The 17239-nt window shown below is 63.7% G+C and carries 13 protein-coding genes; 8 read left to right on the forward strand and 5 right to left on the reverse strand.

Features of this window, described 5'->3' with window-relative positions; translation table 11 throughout:
• Window positions 1-62: 62 nt before the first annotated feature.
• Genes F6X40_RS16295 through F6X40_RS16310 form a run of 4 tightly spaced genes read right to left on the reverse strand, consistent with a single transcriptional unit; the run spans window position 63 to window position 7570 of the window.
• Window positions 63-1181: a glycosyltransferase gene (locus F6X40_RS16295; RefSeq protein WP_187628522.1), complete on the reverse strand. Its 1119-nt coding sequence runs from the start codon at window positions 1179-1181 to the stop codon at window positions 63-65.
• Window positions 1178-4414 carry a glycosyltransferase family 4 protein gene (locus tag F6X40_RS16300; RefSeq protein ID WP_187628523.1) on the reverse strand — a complete coding sequence of 1079 codons (3237 nt, stop codon included), beginning with the start codon at window positions 4412-4414 and terminating at the stop codon, window positions 1178-1180. The genes F6X40_RS16295 and F6X40_RS16300 overlap by 4 nt, the downstream gene beginning before the upstream one ends.
• Window positions 4407-6602, reverse strand: a complete 2196-nt coding sequence (locus F6X40_RS16305) for a glycosyltransferase family 2 protein (protein ID WP_187628524.1) — start codon at window positions 6600-6602, stop codon at window positions 4407-4409. The genes F6X40_RS16300 and F6X40_RS16305 overlap by 8 nt, the downstream gene beginning before the upstream one ends.
• Window positions 6599-7570 carry a glycosyltransferase gene (locus tag F6X40_RS16310; protein ID WP_187628525.1) on the reverse strand — a complete coding sequence of 324 codons (972 nt, stop codon included), beginning with the start codon at window positions 7568-7570 and terminating at the stop codon, window positions 6599-6601. The genes F6X40_RS16305 and F6X40_RS16310 overlap by 4 nt, the downstream gene beginning before the upstream one ends.
• Before the next feature lie 520 nt (window positions 7571-8090).
• On the opposite strand from F6X40_RS16310, the gene F6X40_RS16315 reads away from it, so the two are divergent.
• From F6X40_RS16315 to F6X40_RS16345, 7 genes are all read left to right on the forward strand, one after another.
• Window positions 8091-9050, forward strand: a complete 960-nt coding sequence (locus tag F6X40_RS16315; protein ID WP_187628526.1) for an NAD-dependent epimerase/dehydratase family protein — start codon at window positions 8091-8093, stop codon at window positions 9048-9050.
• A 49-nt stretch (window positions 9051-9099) separates the two neighbouring features.
• Window positions 9100-10122 carry an MraY family glycosyltransferase gene (locus F6X40_RS16320; RefSeq protein WP_187628527.1) on the forward strand — a complete coding sequence of 341 codons (1023 nt, stop codon included), beginning with the start codon at window positions 9100-9102 and terminating at the stop codon, window positions 10120-10122.
• 11 nt (window positions 10123-10133) lie between these two features.
• Window positions 10134-12014, forward strand: a complete 1881-nt coding sequence (locus tag F6X40_RS16325) for a polysaccharide biosynthesis protein (protein WP_090803332.1) — start codon at window positions 10134-10136, stop codon at window positions 12012-12014.
• Window positions 12015-12483: 469 nt separating this feature from the next.
• The gene (locus F6X40_RS16330; RefSeq protein WP_187628528.1) at window positions 12484-13011 is read left to right on the forward strand and encodes a DUF2778 domain-containing protein; all 528 of its coding nucleotides are present in this window, start codon (window positions 12484-12486) and stop codon (window positions 13009-13011) included.
• Window positions 13012-13090: 79 nt separating this feature from the next.
• Window positions 13091-13240 carry a hypothetical protein gene (locus F6X40_RS43230; protein WP_316251815.1) on the forward strand — a complete coding sequence of 50 codons (150 nt, stop codon included), beginning with the start codon at window positions 13091-13093 and terminating at the stop codon, window positions 13238-13240.
• 204 nt (window positions 13241-13444) lie between these two features.
• Window positions 13445-13963: a DUF2778 domain-containing protein gene (locus tag F6X40_RS16340; RefSeq protein WP_184065197.1), complete on the forward strand. Its 519-nt coding sequence runs from the start codon at window positions 13445-13447 to the stop codon at window positions 13961-13963.
• A complete protein-coding gene (locus F6X40_RS16345; protein ID WP_187628529.1) occupies window positions 13944-14201 on the forward strand; it encodes a hypothetical protein in 258 nt (85 codons plus the stop codon). Before F6X40_RS16340 ends, F6X40_RS16345 begins: the two co-directional genes overlap by 20 nt.
• A gap of 129 nt (window positions 14202-14330) precedes the next feature.
• Here F6X40_RS16345 and F6X40_RS16350 read toward each other — a convergent pair whose 3' ends face one another.
• Window positions 14331-15431 carry an MraY family glycosyltransferase gene (locus F6X40_RS16350; protein ID WP_090803345.1) on the reverse strand — a complete coding sequence of 367 codons (1101 nt, stop codon included), beginning with the start codon at window positions 15429-15431 and terminating at the stop codon, window positions 14331-14333.
• 248 nt (window positions 15432-15679) lie between these two features.
• Between F6X40_RS16350 and F6X40_RS16355 the strand changes: the two genes are divergently transcribed.
• Window positions 15680-17239, forward strand: a complete 1560-nt coding sequence (locus tag F6X40_RS16355) for a methyl-accepting chemotaxis protein (protein WP_187628530.1) — start codon at window positions 15680-15682, stop codon at window positions 17237-17239.

The raw sequence follows: 17239 nt of genomic DNA on the forward strand, positions 1-17239 counted from the left end.
GGCGCGCTCGGGTTGGATCGCGCCGATGTGCGCCGGGATGGGTTGGTGAGCGGCGGCGCTGACTATCTATCTCTTTTCAGCGAAACGGCCGCCGTACCCCCGCGCGCATGCGTCGACGCGGCCGCCATGCCGACCCCGGCGCCGACGAAGATCTTGCGCCATACCTCGTCGCTGGCACGTTGCAGCACACCGTCGGCGTGTTTGACGAAGGCCGTGTCGATCGGACAGCGGCCGTGGGTATGGCCGAGGCGCTGCGTGATCACGGGTATCCAGGCGGCGAGTTCGGCATGGGCGTCGAACACGCAGTCGGGCGGGCAAATCTCCTGAGCGGCCGTGCCGCCACGCACGAATACGGGCTTGCCGTAATGCATCGCTTCGAGCACCGGCACGCAGAAGCCCTCGTGGCGGCTCATCGCGAGCAACGCGTGGGTGGATTCGTAGCACTCGAACAGATCGGCGTCGTCGAGCATGCCCTTGAAGTCGACCTGCTCGAGCACGCCGAGACGCCGCGCGTGATTGATCAGAAATTTCAGGTAATCGTAGTTCGGCGTGCTGCCGACGATGCTCAGCGTCGCGCCGAAATCACGCTGCTTCAGCAGCGACAGAATCTCGATGCCGTCCTCGATGCGTTTATGCGGCACCACCCGGCCCACCATCAGCAGGTTCGGCTCAGGGCGCTTGCGGCCCTTGCGCGGTCCTTCGCGCCGGAACACGTACATGTCGGGAAAGATCGGCGGCACGACCTTGATGGCGTCCGCCGCGACGATGCCGGCGACGCTCGCCGCCGTGCTGCGCGAATTCGCGACGACGGTGTCGAAGTGCGCGAGCAGCGGCAGTTGCGCGAGTGCCTTCTCGCACAACTGTGCGGTGCGCGGTTCGAGCGCGCGCAGCAACTGCGGGTCCGTCACGCCGTGGATGTAGCAGATCTTCCTGCAATCGAGCGCGAGTATCCGCTCGAGGTACGGATCGTAGATCGAGTAACTCAGCAGAACCACATCGTCGCGAGTGACCTCTTCGAATAATGCGTCAAGCGGGCGCACTCCATTCGTTCCCTCCTCGAAACCGCTTGCATACAGCTCGGCCCTCATGCCGAGACGTTCAGCCATGCGTACGAAACCGATGCAGTGGTTACCCACCGCATCGCCCGAGAAAATGTCCGGAGCACATACCCGCAGCGTCATATCGTCTTCGCCTCCGCAATGTCGTTCAACCGTCGCGCATACGCGCGTGCGACTGCCTCAACTGAGTAGTCGCGCTCCATGCGCGCCTTCCCCGCCAGTGCGATGCGCTCACGGAGTGGCGCATCGTCGATCATGCGTTTGAGCTGTTCCGCCGCGATCGATACCTCCGGATCGCACCAGTACTGACCTTCGGCGAACAGGTAGTCGCCGGGGCGCAGCGGCACGAGTTCGCCATCCACGAGGAACGCGGTGTCGGGTTCGCAAAAGTCGACGTTGCCCGAGAAGTTCGTGACCACGACCGGCTGCCCCAACGCCATCGCCTCCGCGATCACGCGGCCGAAGCCTTCGCTACGGTGCAGCGAAATGTAGGCGTCGCAGCAGGCCATGAAGTCGGTCGAGTCCTGGCGGCTCAGGCGCTCGGACACGATGTGAATGCGGCTATCGCCCGCGACAAGGTCGAGCACGGCGCGCCACACCGGGTCGTCGTCGCGCACGTTCATCGCCTTGATGACGAGCCCGACGCCCGGGGAGCTGTCGCCGAACGCCTGCTTGAACGCCTGCACGCCGGCGACCGGATTCTTGCGGCTCAGCCACGAGTTGCCGTCGAACATCAGGTAGAACAGGAACTCGTTGGCCGGCAGGCCAAAGCGCTCGCGCTTCGGCTCGAGCGGCGCGGGGACCTCGACCGCCATCGGCATCTGGTAGACCGGCGTGTTGCCGAGCCGGCTGTAGACGCTCTGCACGAAGCGGCTCTGCGCCCAGATTTCGTCGACCATCTGATGCACGTTGCCGAACGCGTTCGGCCAGTGGGGCAGTTCCCATGGCCATGCGCCGATCTTGTGCGTGGGCGCGTCGATCAGGCTGCGGCCGCCTTCCAGCGCGAGCCGCACCATTTCGGGCGCCGGCAGGCAGATCAGGCTGATGTTGTACTTGAGCTCGTCGCTGATCAGATGATCGACCGAGTGTTCGAGGCGCGCGGGTCCCGCCATCGGCGCATTGAGCAGCGTGACCGGCGTCGACGACAGTTGCAGTACGCGGGCGGCCATGCGCGCGTCTTCGCCGAGGCCGAGCACGCCTTGCGGGAAGCCGATTATGTTGACGCCGAAGTCGTAGCCGATGCCTTCGACGCGCGCGTGATAGCGCGCGGGCTCGTGCGCGTCGTCATCGGCTTCGTCGTCGGCGCTGTCGGTCCAGCGCACCTTCAGCGAGCCGACCAGCGGATATTCGGTCGACGCCCATTCGTTCCACCAGCGCACGAGCTGGTCGCGGCCATCCGCGGTGTTCAGGTCGTACACTTCGCGCAGATCCGGGCGGTCATTCGCGATCATCGTCAGGAAGCGCGGCAGCAAGGTGTCGTCCGCCGGCTGCTCGTCGTCGATTCTCGCGAGCTCTTCGGCCAGATGAGTCGGCGTCCATTTGACCGCGTAGTACTCGTCGTGCCCGTGCTTGTCCCACCAGGAGATGAAGCCGAGCCGTTCGCTGAAGCTGTTCAGGTTGAACGATGCCTGCAGGTCGGGCCGCTCGTTCCAGATCAGCAGCAGAAAGCGCGGCAGCAGCGGCAGCGCGCCTTGCTCGCCGGCTTGCGCGCCGAACAGGCTGTCGGGCAACGGCGGGATGGCCCAGTGAAGCGCCGGATACTGGTGCTGCCCGTGTTCGATCCACCACGACAGGCACTTCAGACGCCCGGTGAAGGTGTCGAGCGAGCAGAGCTCCTGCAGATCCTGGCGCTCGTCATGCAACAGCCGCAGGAAGCGCGGCACCGGCAGCCAGTCGGCGTGCGTGCCCCATTCGGGCTCGAACATCAATGCGGGTGTGGTGGGCGGCACCCATTCGCCCTCGCGTTCTTCGGCGAGATGCGTCGGCGACCATTCGATCGCGTAGTACTCGCTGTGCCCGTGCTTTTCCCACCACGAAATGAACGCGAGCCGCTCGCGGAAGCTGCTCAGGTTGAACGACGCCTGCAGGTCGGGCCGCTCGTTCCAGATCAGCGGCAGAAAGCGCGGCAGCAGCGGCAGCGCGCCTTGCTCGCCGGCTTCCATCCTGAACAGGGTGTCGGGCAACGGCGGGATGCCCCAGTGAATCGCCGGATACTGGTGCTGCCCGTGCTCGATCCACCACGACAGGCACTTCAGGCGCCCGGTGAAGCTGTCGAGCGAGCAGAGCTCCTGCAGGTCCCGGCGCTCACCGTGCAGCAGCCGCAGGAAGCGCGGCACCGGTAGCCAGTCGGCGTGCGAGCCAAATTCGGGCTCGAACATCACGGCGGAGGGCGTGGGCGGCACCCATTTGATCGCGTGGTACTGATGCTGGCCGTGTTCGATCCACCACGACAGACAGCTGAGCCGCCCGCGGAAGGACTGCAGCGTGAAGGTCGCCTGCAGGTCCGGCCGGTCCTTGTAGATCTCGCACAGGAAGCGCGGCACGTAAGGGCCACCGTCCGCGGGAAGCGCTTCGGGCTCGAGCATGAAGCCGCCGATCGGCGGCTGCGACCACTTGATGCGCGGATACTCGCGCTGGCCGTGGTCTTCCCACCAGCTGAGCGCGTTGAGCCGCGAGGTGAAGCTGTTCAGATTGAACGCGCTGCGCAGATCGGGCCGCTCGGTCGTGATCAGCGCGAGGAAGCGCGGAAACGGCATCGCGCTGGAGTCGGGCGCCTCGATCGGTTCCAGCAGCCCGGGCCACGCGATCGGCGGACGCCACGTCACGCGCGGGCAGGTGACCTGACCGTACTGCTCCCACCAGTCGAGGCAGTTCAGATAGCCGGTCAGCGTGTTCAGGTTGAATGCCTGGGACAGATCGCCGCGATTGCGCACGACCGTCGTCATCAGCTTCGGCAATTGCAGGCCGGCTTCTTCGAGCACGGTGACGGGCTCGTGCAGCGTCTCGCTCAGATGCTTCGCATCGAGCACGCTCGGTTTGGTCGAGCAGAGCCAGTACGTGACGGCGTCCGGATGCCGCTCGATCAGCGTGTCGTTGTCGAGCTGACGCAAATATTCGAGGTCTTCCTGCCGCAGCACCCAGTTGAAGTCCGGATACGTTTCGCGCGCCGACATTTCCCACCAGAAATACAGCGTGACGCGGTCATCCAGCACTTTGGAATTGAAGCGCGCGAGATCGGCTCTGAACTTCATCAGAAAGTAGATCGCGCTCGGCAGGCAGAACAGTTCCCCTGGCGATGGATGGCGGTACTCCGCCAGCCATCCGGTCTTGTTTTTTTTGGGTCCCAGATTAATCAAGATTTGCAATCCTTGAAGGCCAAGCAAAGGAAAAATCGTCGGCAGTCAGTGTCAGATTGGGTGAATAGCAGGGATCGTTCATCAACAGATGCTCCCAGCGCTGTCTGACCAACTCAGATTCCTGGTTGAAGCGGCTGATTTTTTCCGGTGTGTCTTCGGCGCCGCGGGTTGCCGATTCGTGATGATAAAGCTCCGCGTAGGGCGTCCACACATTGCGGTAGCCCGCTTGCCGCACACGCAGGCAAAAATCGATGTCGTTGTAAGCGACGTGTAACTGTTCGTCGAGGCCGCCGACTTCCTTGTAGATCGACTGGCGGATCAGCAGGCACGCGGCGGTCACCGCGCACATCACGTTGCGCAGGCGTGCGCGCGCGAAGTAGCCGGGGTGCGAATTGGGGAAGTGCTTGTGCGCATGGCTCCCAATCCCGCCGACGCCGAGCACCACGCCGCCATGCTGGATCGTGTCGTCCGGATACAGCAGTTTCGCGCCGACCGCGCCGACCTTAGCCTGCAGCGCGACCGACACCATTTCCTCGAGCCAGTCGGCGTTGATCACTTCGATGTCGTTGTTCATCAGACAGACGAAGTCCGCCGTGCTCGCGAGCGCGACGCGGTTGTTCAGCGCCGAGTAGTTGAACGGCGAATCGTCGCGCACGACCTTGATGCGCTCGTCCTCTTGCAGGCGCGCGAACAGGTCGTGCGTTTCCTGCTTGAGCGAGCCGTTGTCGATGATCGTGATGCGGAAGTTCGGGTAGCTCGATTTCTGCCGCACCGATTCCACGCATTGCTCGACGAGTCCGGCGGAATCGCGCGTCGGAATGATGATCTCCACCGACGGCAGCACCTCGGGCAAGTCGTACACGACCTTATTGAAGGCGTCCGTGCCCGGCGCGTGCTCGGTGTGGGCGTTGATGCCGTTGCGCGCGAGGTGTTCGTCGAGCGCGCGCATCGCCGCGATATGCGCGTACGGCTTGGCTTCATGGCCGGCCGCCGTGCTCTCGGGGATCATGCGCCAGTGGTACAGCGCGCGCGGCACGTGATACACCGTGTGATGACCCGCGCGGTCGATCACGCGCAGCGCGAGGTCGTAGTCCTGCGAGCCTTCGAAGCCGGTTCTGAAGCCGCCGACCTCCTTCATGACCGAAGTCTTGTAGACGCCGAAATGCGAGATCATGTTCTGGCTCAGGAACAGATCGTAGTTGAAGTCGCATTTGAAGTACGGGTCCGAGCGGACCCCGTCGATCGAGATCTTGTCTTCGTCGCTGTAGATCACCGTCGCGTCCGGATGCGCGTTGATCAGCTCGGCGACGCAGTAGAGCGCGAGCGGATGCAATTCGTCGTCGTGGTCGAGCAGGCCGACGAATTCGCCGACGGCAAGCTCGAGCGCCGTGTTGCTGGAGTTGCTGATGTGGCCGTTCGTCGTGCGGTACGCGACCTTGATGCGCGGATCTTTGGCGGCGTAGCTGTCGAGCACCTGCTTGACCTCGGGGTTCGTCGAGCAGTCGTCGGCGATGCAGAATTCCCAATTCTCGTAGACCTGGTCGACGACCGAATCGATCGCCATGCGCAGCCACCTGGCCGGCGTGTTGTAGGTCGGCATCACGATGCTGATCAGCGGTTGCAGCGCCCACGCCTTCGAGCGCGCGCGCAGTTCCGGGTAATGCGACGCGGGCGGCTCGTGCCGCTCGATCCATTCCTGATACGTGTGACCCACGGTTGGCGCCGGCGCGGGCTGAGCGCCGCCGCCCCACGACGCCATCCGGCGCGCGCGTTCGAGCAGTTCCGTCGGGCAGTCGGCGTCGGCCACCAGTTCGACGTTGAAGCCGGTGATCGAAAACAGTCCCGCGCGCGCGATCGGATCGAGGCGCAACGGACCGACGAGCGGCGGAAACGCGACGACCTGATCCACCTTGCCGTCAGCGTCGACCACGAGGCCGATCGTCGCGTGCTCCGACATGCCCGCGCCCGCGTCGAAATAGATCATGCATGGCGAGGCCGGCATGTCTTCTTTCGCGAGCTCGAACGAAATACGCGCGGCGCGACCCGACAGCTCTTCCCATCCCGTCAGCTCGAACTGCGGATCGCCGTTCGTCGCGTTCCAGGCGAACCCGGAATTCGAGGACGCCTCGACGTTATTCAAGGGACGAAGTTCGAAGTTCTTCATGAGGTTCGTCACGGGTTTTGTCATTTCGTCAGCAGGGAATCGTAGAGGTCTTTCAAGGGCGACAGGACGGCCTGCCAGGTCAGATCGCGCGTCGGAGCAGCGGCAGCGCCGCGCGGTTGCGCGAGCGCCGAGCGAATCGATCCGGTGATGCTGTCGACGTCGAACGGATCCAGGTAGGCAACGTGCTGCGCGAAATATTCTTGGGTAGAGCCAACTTTTGTCACCGCGATGCGCGCGCCGGCGGCATGCGCTTCGAGCGCGGCGAGCCCCGGCGTTTCGAGCGTGCTCGGCAGCACGAACGCTTCGCAGGCCGCGTAGGCGGAGCGCAGCAGCGGCGAATCGTGGGGCAGCGTGCCGGCGTAGACGACCTGGCCGCCACCCTCGTCGAAGCATGCCTTCGCATACTCGGGATCGCGCTGATGGCCGATCAGGACAAGCTTCAGGTCGGGGAACGACTTCATCGCCCGGATCAGCGCGAGCTGGTTCTTGCGCGGCTCGATGTTGCCGACGTTCAGGATGAAGCGGCCCTCGATGCCGGATTCACGGCGGAACGGCTCCGCCGCGACCGGCTCGTAAAAGCTCTGTTCGACGCCGTTCAACACGCTCGCGAACTTCTCGCGCGGCAGATCGAAGATGCGAGCGAGCGTGTCGCATTCGATCTCGGAGTTTGCGACCACGCGGTCCGCGAGAGAAAACTGATGGCGGATCTCGCCGATCGGATAGAGATGCCTGGTTTCCTCCGTCACCCACAAACTCGACGACACGACGAGCGGCAAGCCGAGTTGCTTGACGAAGTTGCAGAAGTGCACCGAGCCACCGACGCACGAGAAGAAATGCACCACGTCGTGTTCTAGAAAACGCGGCTTCCACGGATCGAACAGCGTAACGTCGACGCCATGCGCGGGCAGATGCTTGTGATACGCAAGCAATTGGATTTCTCCGCCGCCGGGGGTATGGAAAGCCATCGGGTAGGTGGCGAACAGCACTTTCATAGGTGGGACTCTAGTCGCTCAAACAGTTCTTTTCTTCAGACCAGCACGTCGCGGCACGCCGCTGCGCGTAACGCGCGAACATGGCAGCAAGACCGGCAGGTTTCGGGGCATTCATGTGGATGCTCGCCGCGCGCTTGCGCGGCCTTCAGGCGCGGACTTGCCGGTGCGCGGGCCGGGGCCTGATCGCACGGCCAGCGAGCAGGCCGGCGTGTGCGGTTGTCGAGCAAGTCGGATCGATACCACGAATTCCACATGCGCGAATATGTTTGAGTTGTTACGAAGTGTACGAACGACGCGCCAGCAGGCGCAGGTCCGTTTTATTATCACGGCCCGAATACAATACGTTCCCAGCCAGACTTCCTGAGAAAGCACCGCCGATGCCAGATTGTATCGTGTCTGATCCGCCTTTCCCGCCGTTTGCGGCCGCGTCGAGTCCTGACGGCGATCGTCTGTTTGCGTGGGTCGCGCGGCATGGCGTGGGCGTAATCGTACGCCGCGAAGTGCATGACGGAGCATTGCGATGAGTCTGCAGATCCTCGTCACCGGCGCCAACGGTTTCGTCGGCCAGGCGGTGTCGCGCGCGTTGCTGCGGCGGGGCGATCGCGTGACTGGCGTGGTGCGCCGGCCGCAGACGGCCGCCGAGGGCGTGCGCGAATGGCTGCTCGATACCGAAGACTTTGCGGGCATCGACCAGCGCTGGCCGGTCGCGCTCACTTGCGATGCGGTGATCCATCTGGCGTCGCGCGTGCACGTGATGCGGGAGACCCTGACCGAGCCGCTCGCCGCCTATCGCGCGACCAATGTCGAGGGCAGCTTGCGCGTCGCGGCCGCGGCGCGGCGCGCGGGCGCGAGACGCTTCGTGTTCGTCAGCAGCATCAAGGCGATGGGCGAGGCGAGCAGCGGCCGGCCGATCGTTGAAACGGATCAGCCCGCGCCGTCCGATGCGTATGGCATCTCGAAACTGGAAGCCGAGCGCGCGCTGTTCGACTACGGCCGCTCGACGGGTCTCGAAGTCGTCGTGGTGCGGCCGCCGCTGGTCTACGGGCCGCGCGTGCGCGCGAACTTCCTGCAGCTGATGAACGCGGTCGCGAGAGGCATTCCGTTGCCGCTCGGCGCGCTCAGCGCGCTGCGCAGCCTCGTGTTCGTCGATAACCTCGCGGACGCGCTCGTGCATTGCGCGAACGATCCGCGCGCGGCCGGCGAAACCTTCCATGTGACTGACGGCCGCGACCTCAGCGTGCCGGAACTCGCGCGTCTGCTGGCCACGCAGCTTCACGTGCCCGCGCGGCTCGTGCCGGTGCCGGCCAGCCTGCTGCGTCTCGCGGGTCGCCTGACCGGCCGCTCGGCGCAGATCGATCGATTGATCGGCGAGCTGCGCGTCGACAGTTCGCATATCCGCGAATGTCTGAACTGGTCTGCGCCGCATACGGTCGAGCATGGGCTGCTCGAAACCGCGGCGTGGTATCGCTCAACGCATTGACCACGGGTTGAACCCGCCTTGACTCCGACCTGACCCGCTAACGCTATCGATGCCGCTCGCTGCACACTCCGCCTCTTCCGTCGTCTCTCTACTGCCGTGGGGCGTCGCCGCGCTCGCCGCCTGCGCGGCGATCCTGTGGACGCTGCTGCGCACCGGCCTCGCGTGGCGGCTCGCCACCGACATTCCCAACGACCGCTCGCTGCACACGCGCCCGACGCCGCGCGTCGGCGGCTGGGGCATCGTGCCGGTCGCGGTGCTGCTGATCGCGCTGGCGGCGCCGTCGCTGTGGCTGCCCGCGCTTGCCGCGGCACTGCTCGCGGCGCTATCGCAGCTCGACGATCGACGTGGCCTGCCCGCACGCGTGCGCTTCGGCGGTCATGCGGCGGCGGTGGCGGCACTGATCGCCGTCTATCCGGCCGACGTGCCGTGGTGGGCGCTCGCGGGCATGGCGGTTCTACTCGTGTGGCTCGTCAATCTCTACAACTTCATGGACGGCTCGGACGGCCTCGCGGGCGGCATGGCGCTGTTCGGCTTCGGCGGCTATGCGGTGGCCGCCTCGCTGTCGTCGCAGGCGGACCCGGCGCTCGCGACGGCGAGCCTGATCGTCACAGGCGCGGCCGCGGGCTTTCTGCTGTTCAACTTTCACCCGGCGCGCATTTTTCTCGGTGACGCCGGCTCGATCCCGCTCGGCTTTCTGGCCGGCGCGCTCGGCTATTGGGGGTGGCGCGAGGGTGTATGGCCGGTGTGGTTTCCGGCACTGTGCTTCGCGCCGTTCATCGGCGATGCGTCGGTCACGCTGCTCAAGCGCCTGCTGCGCGGTGAAAAATTTTGGCAGGCGCATCGTGAACACTACTATCAAAGACTGGTGCAGTCGGGTTTGGGGCACGCATCGACCGCGTGGATTTGGTATTTGTTCATGGCGGCGGGCATAATACTTGCTGTTTGGGCGCTACAATTGGCTCTTCTGTATCAATGGCTGGTTGTCGTCGCATGGGCTGCCGTGCTGGTCGTCGCGGGGCTGTGTATTGATCGCCGCTGGCGGCGCCATGTGTCCCGTTCCGGGCCAATCTGAGGTTCTGCGCAATGAAAAGCTTCAAAGCCAGATGGCTTTCGTTCAGTGCGTTTGCGTTCGACCTGTGCGCGGTGGCAATGGCCTGGCTGCTGGCCTATGTGATCCGGTTCAACGGACCGGTGCCCGCGCCGTTCTGGTCGAGCGGGCTGCATGCGCTCGTGTGGGTGCTGCTGATCTACGCGGTGATGTTCCGCGGCTACGGCCTCTATCGCGGCATGTGGGTGTTCGCGAGCCTGCCCGATCTCGTGCGGATCGCGAAAGCGATCGGCGTCGGCGCGCTCGTCGTCGTGATCGGCTCGGCGCTGTTGCAGCCGGCGCCGGTCGTGCCGCGCTCGGTGCTGATCGTGTCGCCGATGCTGCTGTTCCTGACGATGGGCGGCTCACGCGCGCTGTATCGCGCGGCCAAGGAGTTCTATCGCTACGGCGGACTGGTCGGCCAGGGCAAGCCGGTGCTCGTGCTCGGCGCGGGCAATGCCGGCGCGAATCTCGTGCGCGAGCTGAAGCGCTCGGGCCAATGGCGCCTCGTCGGTCTGCTCGACGACGATCCGATCAAGCAGGGCCGTGAAATCTACGGCTATCGCGTGGTTGGTGCGATCAGCGATCTGCAGAAAATCTGCACGGAGCTGAAGGTCGAGCATGTGATCATCGCGGTGCCGTCGGCGTCGGTGGAGGCGCATCGGCGCATCGCCACGCTGTGCGTGCGCGCCGGCGTACGCGCGATGACGCTGCCCGCGCTCACGCCGCTCACGCAAGGTCAGGCGTTCCTGTCGCGCGTGCGGCAGATCGATCTCGAAGACCTGCTCGGCCGTGACCCGGTGACGATCGACACCGAGCACGTCGCCGCGCTGCTGAAAAACCGCGTCGTGATGGTGACGGGCGCGGGCGGCTCGATCGGCTCGGAGCTATGCCGGCAGATCCTGCGCTTCGGTCCGGTGCAACTGGTCGCGTTCGACATCTCCGAGTTCTCGATCTATCGGCTGAACGAAGAGCTGCGCGACAAATATCCGGAAGTGTCGGTGGTGCCGATCGTCGGCGACGTGAAGGACTCGCTGCTGCTCGATCAGGTGATGGCGCGCTACTGTCCGCACATCGTGTTTCATGCGGCGGCCTACAAGCATGTGCCGTTGATGGAAGAGGTCAACACGTGGCAGGCGGTGCGCAACAACGTGCTTGGCACGTACCGCGTCGCGCGCGCGGCGATCCGCCACGACGTCGCGCATTTCGTGCTGATCTCGACCGACAAGGCGGTCAATCCGACCAACGTGATGGGCGCGAGCAAGCGGCTCGCGGAGATGGCGTGCTCGGCGCTGCAGCAGCAGGGCGCGCGGCGCACGCAGTTCGAGACGGTGCGCTTCGGCAACGTGCTCGGCAGCGCGGGCAGCGTGATTCCGAAGTTCCAGGAGCAGATCGCGCGCGGCGGGCCGGTGACCGTCACGCATCCGGAAATCACGCGTTTCTTCATGACGATTCCGGAGGCGTCGCAACTCGTGTTGCAGGCGTCGAGCATGGGGCGCGGCGGCGAGATTTTCATTCTCGACATGGGCAAGCCGGTGCGAATCGCCGATCTCGCGCACGATCTGATCCGCCTGTACGGTTTCACCGAAGAGCAGATTCGCGTCGTGTTCACGGGTTTGCGTCCGGGCGAGAAGCTTTACGAAGAACTGCTCGCGGACGACGAAACCACCACGCGCACACCGCACCCGAAGCTGCGCATCGCGCAGGCGCGCGAGGTGCCGGACAGCCTGATCGACAATCTGCTGCCGTGGCTGATGCAGCATCGCGTGCCGGCCGACGACGAAGTGCGGCGCGATCTGCGGCGCTGGGTGCCGGAGTATCTGCCGGCGACGGCGACGACGCTGCGTAGTGTGGCGCCGGCGACGCGGGTGTCGTAGGCGTTCCGCCGCCGCGAGTCATCGGAGTAGTCGAAGCATTGAATCAGTACCCGCGAAGGCAGGTCATTTGACCCGTTGAAATTGGCCGTCGGATGTTTATCGATAAGAGCCCCTACAGACATGCTGGGGCTTTTTTATTTTTGCCCAGGAGAGTTGACGACCATCGCGCACGCCCCGGCTTTTCGGAGTCGTCTGAAGCCTGCGCTCGGCACATACACCTAGCATTGAACCGTCACCGCCCGGTATGTCATTCCCGCTGAGGTGGCGGCTCTGTTGGCTCTTTTTCTGTGATGCAAAGGTATTGCGCGCCCCTGTGGCGCTTTTTTTTGTCCAGGCGCAAGAGGCGGCAAATCCGGAATCGACCTGTAGCGCGCCAGCGGCCCGCGCGCTTACGGTCAAGGTTCACCAACGGGAGGAACCTATGCAGGACGCAATGACCTGCAGCCAGCGCAATCACGAGGCGTGAAACATGGCTTACTTCGGCAAATTCCTCGTGGACAACGCGCCGCTGTCACCGCTCACCATTAATGGCATCGGCACATTCGACGCCTATTCCGGCAACGGCCAATACCGCAATCGGGGCGGCTGCACAATGGTTCCCAATAACGGGCCGATCCCCGCTGGCAAGTACTGGATCGTCCCGCGCCCTACTGGCGGCGTGCGCTCTGCGGTAGAAACGTGGTTAAAAGATGAGTTCAATTACTACTCGTCGCACCCGACCGATCACAGTGAATGGTTTGCACTGTATCGTGATGATGGGCTAATCGACGATTACACATGGATCAACGGCGTGCGGCGTGGAAACTTCAGGTTGCATCCGGCAGGTGGTCGGGGTGTTTCGCTTGGCTGCATTACCCTGCCGAGCCGTACGGATTTCCTGAGAATCCGCAACTCACTCCTGCACGCCATGACGATCCCTGCCGGCAATTCGGGGCTCCGCGCCTACGGAACAATTGAGGTCAGCACATATGGCAACACCTGTCCGAAGGGTGCTTAAAGTCCTGCTGTTTATAGGTCTGTACCTTCTGTCATTCCGATTTGTCCGGCCGTACGACGATGGGTGGACCGAGTCCGAGATGCGTGCATGGATACACGCTTCGGAGGTGCTAGGTATCGGCGATCCCGAAAACCTGTATATCGGCCTGTGGATGACTATCGAACTGATCGTGGCGGTGCTGGCGTATGTGGCGATCATGAAGCTATGGCGGTGGTACCGCACGAAGTAGACGAAAGCCCCGGGGAGGGGGCTTTTCTATTTTTGCTCAGGAGAGTTGACGACCATCGCGCACGCCCAGGCGAAGGAGGCGGCAAATCGGGAATCGACCTGTAGCGCGCCAGGGGCACGCGCGCTTACGGTCAAGGTTCCCCGACGGGAGGAACCTGTGCAGGACGCAATGACCTACAGCCAGCGTAATCAGGAGGTGTGACATATGGCCTACACCGGCAAATTCCTCGTGAATAACGAGCCACTATCACCGCTCACCATTTCTGGCATCGGCACCTTTGACGCTTATTCTGGCGACCGGCAATACCGCAATCGGGGCGGCTGCACGGCTGTGCCTAGCAAGGGGCCGATTCCCGCCGGCAAATACTGGATCGTAGACCGTCCGACTGGTGGCATCCGTTCACAGGCTTACGCATTGGGAAAAGACGCGTTGAATGCCGTTTTCGGCCATCCGTCGAATCACGGTGACTGGTTCGCCCTGTATCGGGATGATGGACTAGTCGATGATTTCACTTGGGTCAATGGTGTCAAGCGTGGGCAGTTCCGGTTGCATCCAGCAGGCGGGCACGGCGCATCACTTGGTTGCATTACCTTGCCGAGCCATAGCGATTTCATGAGAATCCGCAATGCGCTGCTGCGCACCATGACGATCCCTGCCGGCATTTCGGGGCTTCGGGCCTACGGAACAATTGAGGTCATCACATATGGCAACACTTGCCCGTAGACTGTTCAAGGTCACGTTGTTTCTGGCGCTGTTTGTTCTCTCTGTTCTTTATGTCCGGCCGTATCCGTACGAGTGGACAGAAAGCGAGTCGAATGCATATTGGGCGGCTTCCGATTGGCTCGGTGTGCGTGACCCTGATGACCTGTATTACATGGTGTGGGGGACTATCGAACTGATCGTGGCGGCGCTGGCGTATGTGGCGATCCTGAAGCTATGGCGGTGGTATCGCACGAGGTAGACGAAAGCCCCGGCGACGGGGCTTTTGTTTATCCCGTGCATTGATGAATTTGGAGGAATCTCGTGAAGAGAGGATTTATTGCTACATTTCGAGCCGAGTGAGCCGATTTTCAGCCTTTGTCGTTTCTGCTTACCGCTTCCCCTTCCTCACCACCATCCACCGCGGCGACTTGAACCTCACGATGCTCACGTAAAGCCACACATAAGTCGCCGCGAACACCACGACGAAGCAGAACAGATGCAGCGTGTGCCGCCAGAACAGCGTCGCCGGCACGACCGCAATCAGGCACAGCAGCCACAGATACGGCGACGTCAGCGAGTTGCGGCGCGTCAGCTCGCGCGCGGTGCGCGCGCCGACCGCCCAGCGCATCAGCCGCTTGTAGACCAGCATATGCAGATGCACGCCATCCGGGATGCCCGGCGACATGCCGCGAATGAACTTCTTGCGGTAGATCGAGAAGCAGGTCTCGAAGATCGGGTACATGAAAAGCAGCACCGGATACCACGCGGATACGTCGCGATTGCGCATCACGAGCAGGATCGACAGCTCGGCGAGCATGAAGCCGATGAAGTAAGCACCGCCGTCGCCGAGAAAAATCAGCCCGGCCGGGAAGTTCCAGATGAAGAAGCCGAGCACCGCGCCCATCATCATGAACGACGCGGACAGCACGACCGGGTCGTGCACCTGGAACGCCACATACGCGAGCGACGCGAACATCATGAACGCGACCATCGACGCGAGGCCGTTGAAGCCGTCGATGATATTGATCGCATTGGCGAGCGCCGCGACCGCGAGCACCGTGACCACGAACGAGATCGCCGCATAGGACAGCAGAAAGTCGAGCGGCGGCACGCTGATGCGCGTGACCGCGATGTCGAGAAAGAACCAGGCGAGCGCGGCGGCCGCCATCGTGCAGATCAGGCGCGCGAGCGGCGACACACGCTTGGTCAGATCCTCGACGAGCCCCGAGCCGAACGCCGGCATGCCGCACGCGATCAACCCGAGAATGCTGCCCGATACGGCCGGATACGCGCGATGCAATTGCACCGCGGAGACGATCAGCCCGACCAGAATCCCAGTCCCGCCGATGCGCGGCACCGGCCGCACGTGGAATTTCTGGACGCCGGCCAGATCGGTGTCGGTCGAGAACTTTTCATGCAGATGCGCATAGCGCACGATCAACAGCGTGATCAGCAGAGAGACGAGAAAGCCGAGCGCAAAACTAAGCATGAAAGTGGGCCAGAGCGAAGACGCGGAATTATACAAACGAAACGTGCGTCGGCCGGCGCGCGGCACGGGCGCGAAGCTTTCATCCAGGCCGGCAAAAAATCCCAGATAGCGAGACCGAAGCGGCCCGCACAGGCCCGTGAGCGCTCGCTCCTCATGGATTCCCCCTATGCGGCGCGCGCGCGCCGCAACCGTAAACCTGGATGCGACGAAGTGTAAGTCGCGCGCAACAAAGGCGTTCCGGAGACCCAATGCTTAATAACATCACAATTCGTGGCGGACTGACGCTCGTGATCAGCGTATTCGTCGCCTTCCTTCTGACGGTGATCGCTGTCGGCTACGGCGCGCTGAAGCTCGCCAACGACAGCCTCGACGACACCCAGCGCAGTGCGGTCGCGCTGTCGCATCTGAAGGCGAGTTCCGAGAAGCTTCTGCAGGTGCAGCTCGAATTGGGCACCTATCAGACGTTGTTCAGCGTCGGCAAGCAGACCGACGATCTGCTGCCGGCCGCGCACAAGGTGCTGCTTGAATCGAACAACGACTTCCGCAACTACATGGCCGGCCCGTTCGCGAGCGACGCAGAGCGCAAGCTCGCGCAGAGCGTCGGCGACGCGCGCGCGGCGCTCGTCGACAAGGCGATCGAACCGGAATTCAAGGCATTGACCGACTTCGACTTCAACACCTTCCGCAACATCCAGGGCGACACGGCGAACAGCCTGTACGCGTCCTACTCGAAAGCGATCGACGCGCTCGAAAAAGCGCAGATGGACAATCAGCATCAGCAGGCCGCGACCGGCGCGCGACGCTTCCAGCTCGCGACAGTGCTGTTCGGCGCGATCGCGGTGATCGCGCTCGTGATCGCGGTGGGCGCTCGGGTCGCGTTGTCGTCGGCGCTCATCAAGCCGGTCAACGCGACGGTCAAGCACTTCGAGCGCATCGCGGCCGGCGACCTGAGTGTCGCGATCAAGGTGAAATCGCGCAACGAGATGGGCCAGCTGCTCGGCGCGCTGACGCGGATGCGCGACGGCCTCGTGGAAACGGTCGGCAAGGTGCGCGGCAGCACGAGCGCGATCACGCAGGGCGCGAACGAAATCGCGTCGGGCAATGCCGATCTGTCGGCGCGCACCGAGCAGCAGGCGGCCGCGCTGCAGCAGACCGCGGCGAGCATGGAGCAGCTGTCGGCGACCGTGAAACAGAACGCCGACAACGCCAGGCAGGCGAACCGCCTCGCGCACGGCGCGCTCGATACGGTCACGCGCGGCGGCAAGGTGGTGTCGCGCGTGACCGAGACGATGGACGGCATCAGCGAGTCGTCGCGCAAGGTCACGGAGATCATCGGCATGATCGAGGGGATCGCGTTTCAGACCAACATTCTCGCGTTGAACGCGGCCGTCGAAGCGGCGCGCGCGGGCGAGCAGGGACGCGGCTTCGCGGTGGTCGCCTCGGAAGTGCGCAGCCTCGCGCAGCGCTCGGGCGCGGCGGCCAAGGAGATCAAGGAGCTGATCGGCGAGTCGGCGGCGAAGGTCGAGGAGGGTGCCTCGCTGGTGTCGGATGCGCAGAAGACGATTCAGGAAGCGCTGAAGGCCGTCGAGCGCGTGACCGGCGTGATGAGCGAGATCGAGGCGTCGGCGCTCGAACAGAGCGACGGCATCGAGCAGGTCAACAAGGCGGTGTCGCAGATCGACGAGGTCACGCAGCACAACGCGGCGCTCGTCGAGCAGGCGGCGGCCGCGGCGAAGTCGCTGGAAGAGCATGCGATGGCGTTGCGTGATGCGGTCGCGGTGTTCCAGCTGGAAGGGGCAACGGCGTAA

The sequence above is a fragment of the Paraburkholderia sp. UCT31 genome (assembly GCF_014397655.1).
Lineage (GTDB): Bacteria > Pseudomonadota > Gammaproteobacteria > Burkholderiales > Burkholderiaceae > Paraburkholderia > Paraburkholderia tuberum.

Excerpts from the sequence above, each read along its gene's own strand:
- F6X40_RS16295 (WP_187628522.1), bottom strand. The coding sequence starts at position 1,181 with ATGACGCTGCGGGTATGTGCTCCGGACATTTTCTCGGGCGATGCGGTG.
- F6X40_RS16305 (WP_187628524.1), bottom strand. The coding sequence starts at position 6,602 with ATGACAAAACCCGTGACGAACCTCATGAAGAACTTCGAACTTCGTCCC.
- F6X40_RS16310 (WP_187628525.1), bottom strand. The coding sequence starts at position 7,570 with ATGAAAGTGCTGTTCGCCACCTACCCGATGGCTTTCCATACCCCCGGC.
- F6X40_RS16315 (WP_187628526.1), top strand. The coding sequence starts at position 8,091 with ATGAGTCTGCAGATCCTCGTCACCGGCGCCAACGGTTTCGTCGGCCAG.
- F6X40_RS16320 (WP_187628527.1), top strand. The coding sequence starts at position 9,100 with ATGCCGCTCGCTGCACACTCCGCCTCTTCCGTCGTCTCTCTACTGCCG.
- F6X40_RS16325 (WP_090803332.1), top strand. The coding sequence starts at position 10,134 with ATGAAAAGCTTCAAAGCCAGATGGCTTTCGTTCAGTGCGTTTGCGTTC.
- F6X40_RS16330 (WP_187628528.1), top strand. The coding sequence starts at position 12,484 with ATGGCTTACTTCGGCAAATTCCTCGTGGACAACGCGCCGCTGTCACCG.
- F6X40_RS43230 (WP_316251815.1), top strand. The coding sequence starts at position 13,091 with ATGCGTGCATGGATACACGCTTCGGAGGTGCTAGGTATCGGCGATCCC.
- F6X40_RS16340 (WP_184065197.1), top strand. The coding sequence starts at position 13,445 with ATGGCCTACACCGGCAAATTCCTCGTGAATAACGAGCCACTATCACCG.
- F6X40_RS16345 (WP_187628529.1), top strand. The coding sequence starts at position 13,944 with ATGGCAACACTTGCCCGTAGACTGTTCAAGGTCACGTTGTTTCTGGCG.
- F6X40_RS16350 (WP_090803345.1), bottom strand. The coding sequence starts at position 15,431 with ATGCTTAGTTTTGCGCTCGGCTTTCTCGTCTCTCTGCTGATCACGCTG.
- F6X40_RS16355 (WP_187628530.1), top strand. The coding sequence starts at position 15,680 with ATGCTTAATAACATCACAATTCGTGGCGGACTGACGCTCGTGATCAGC.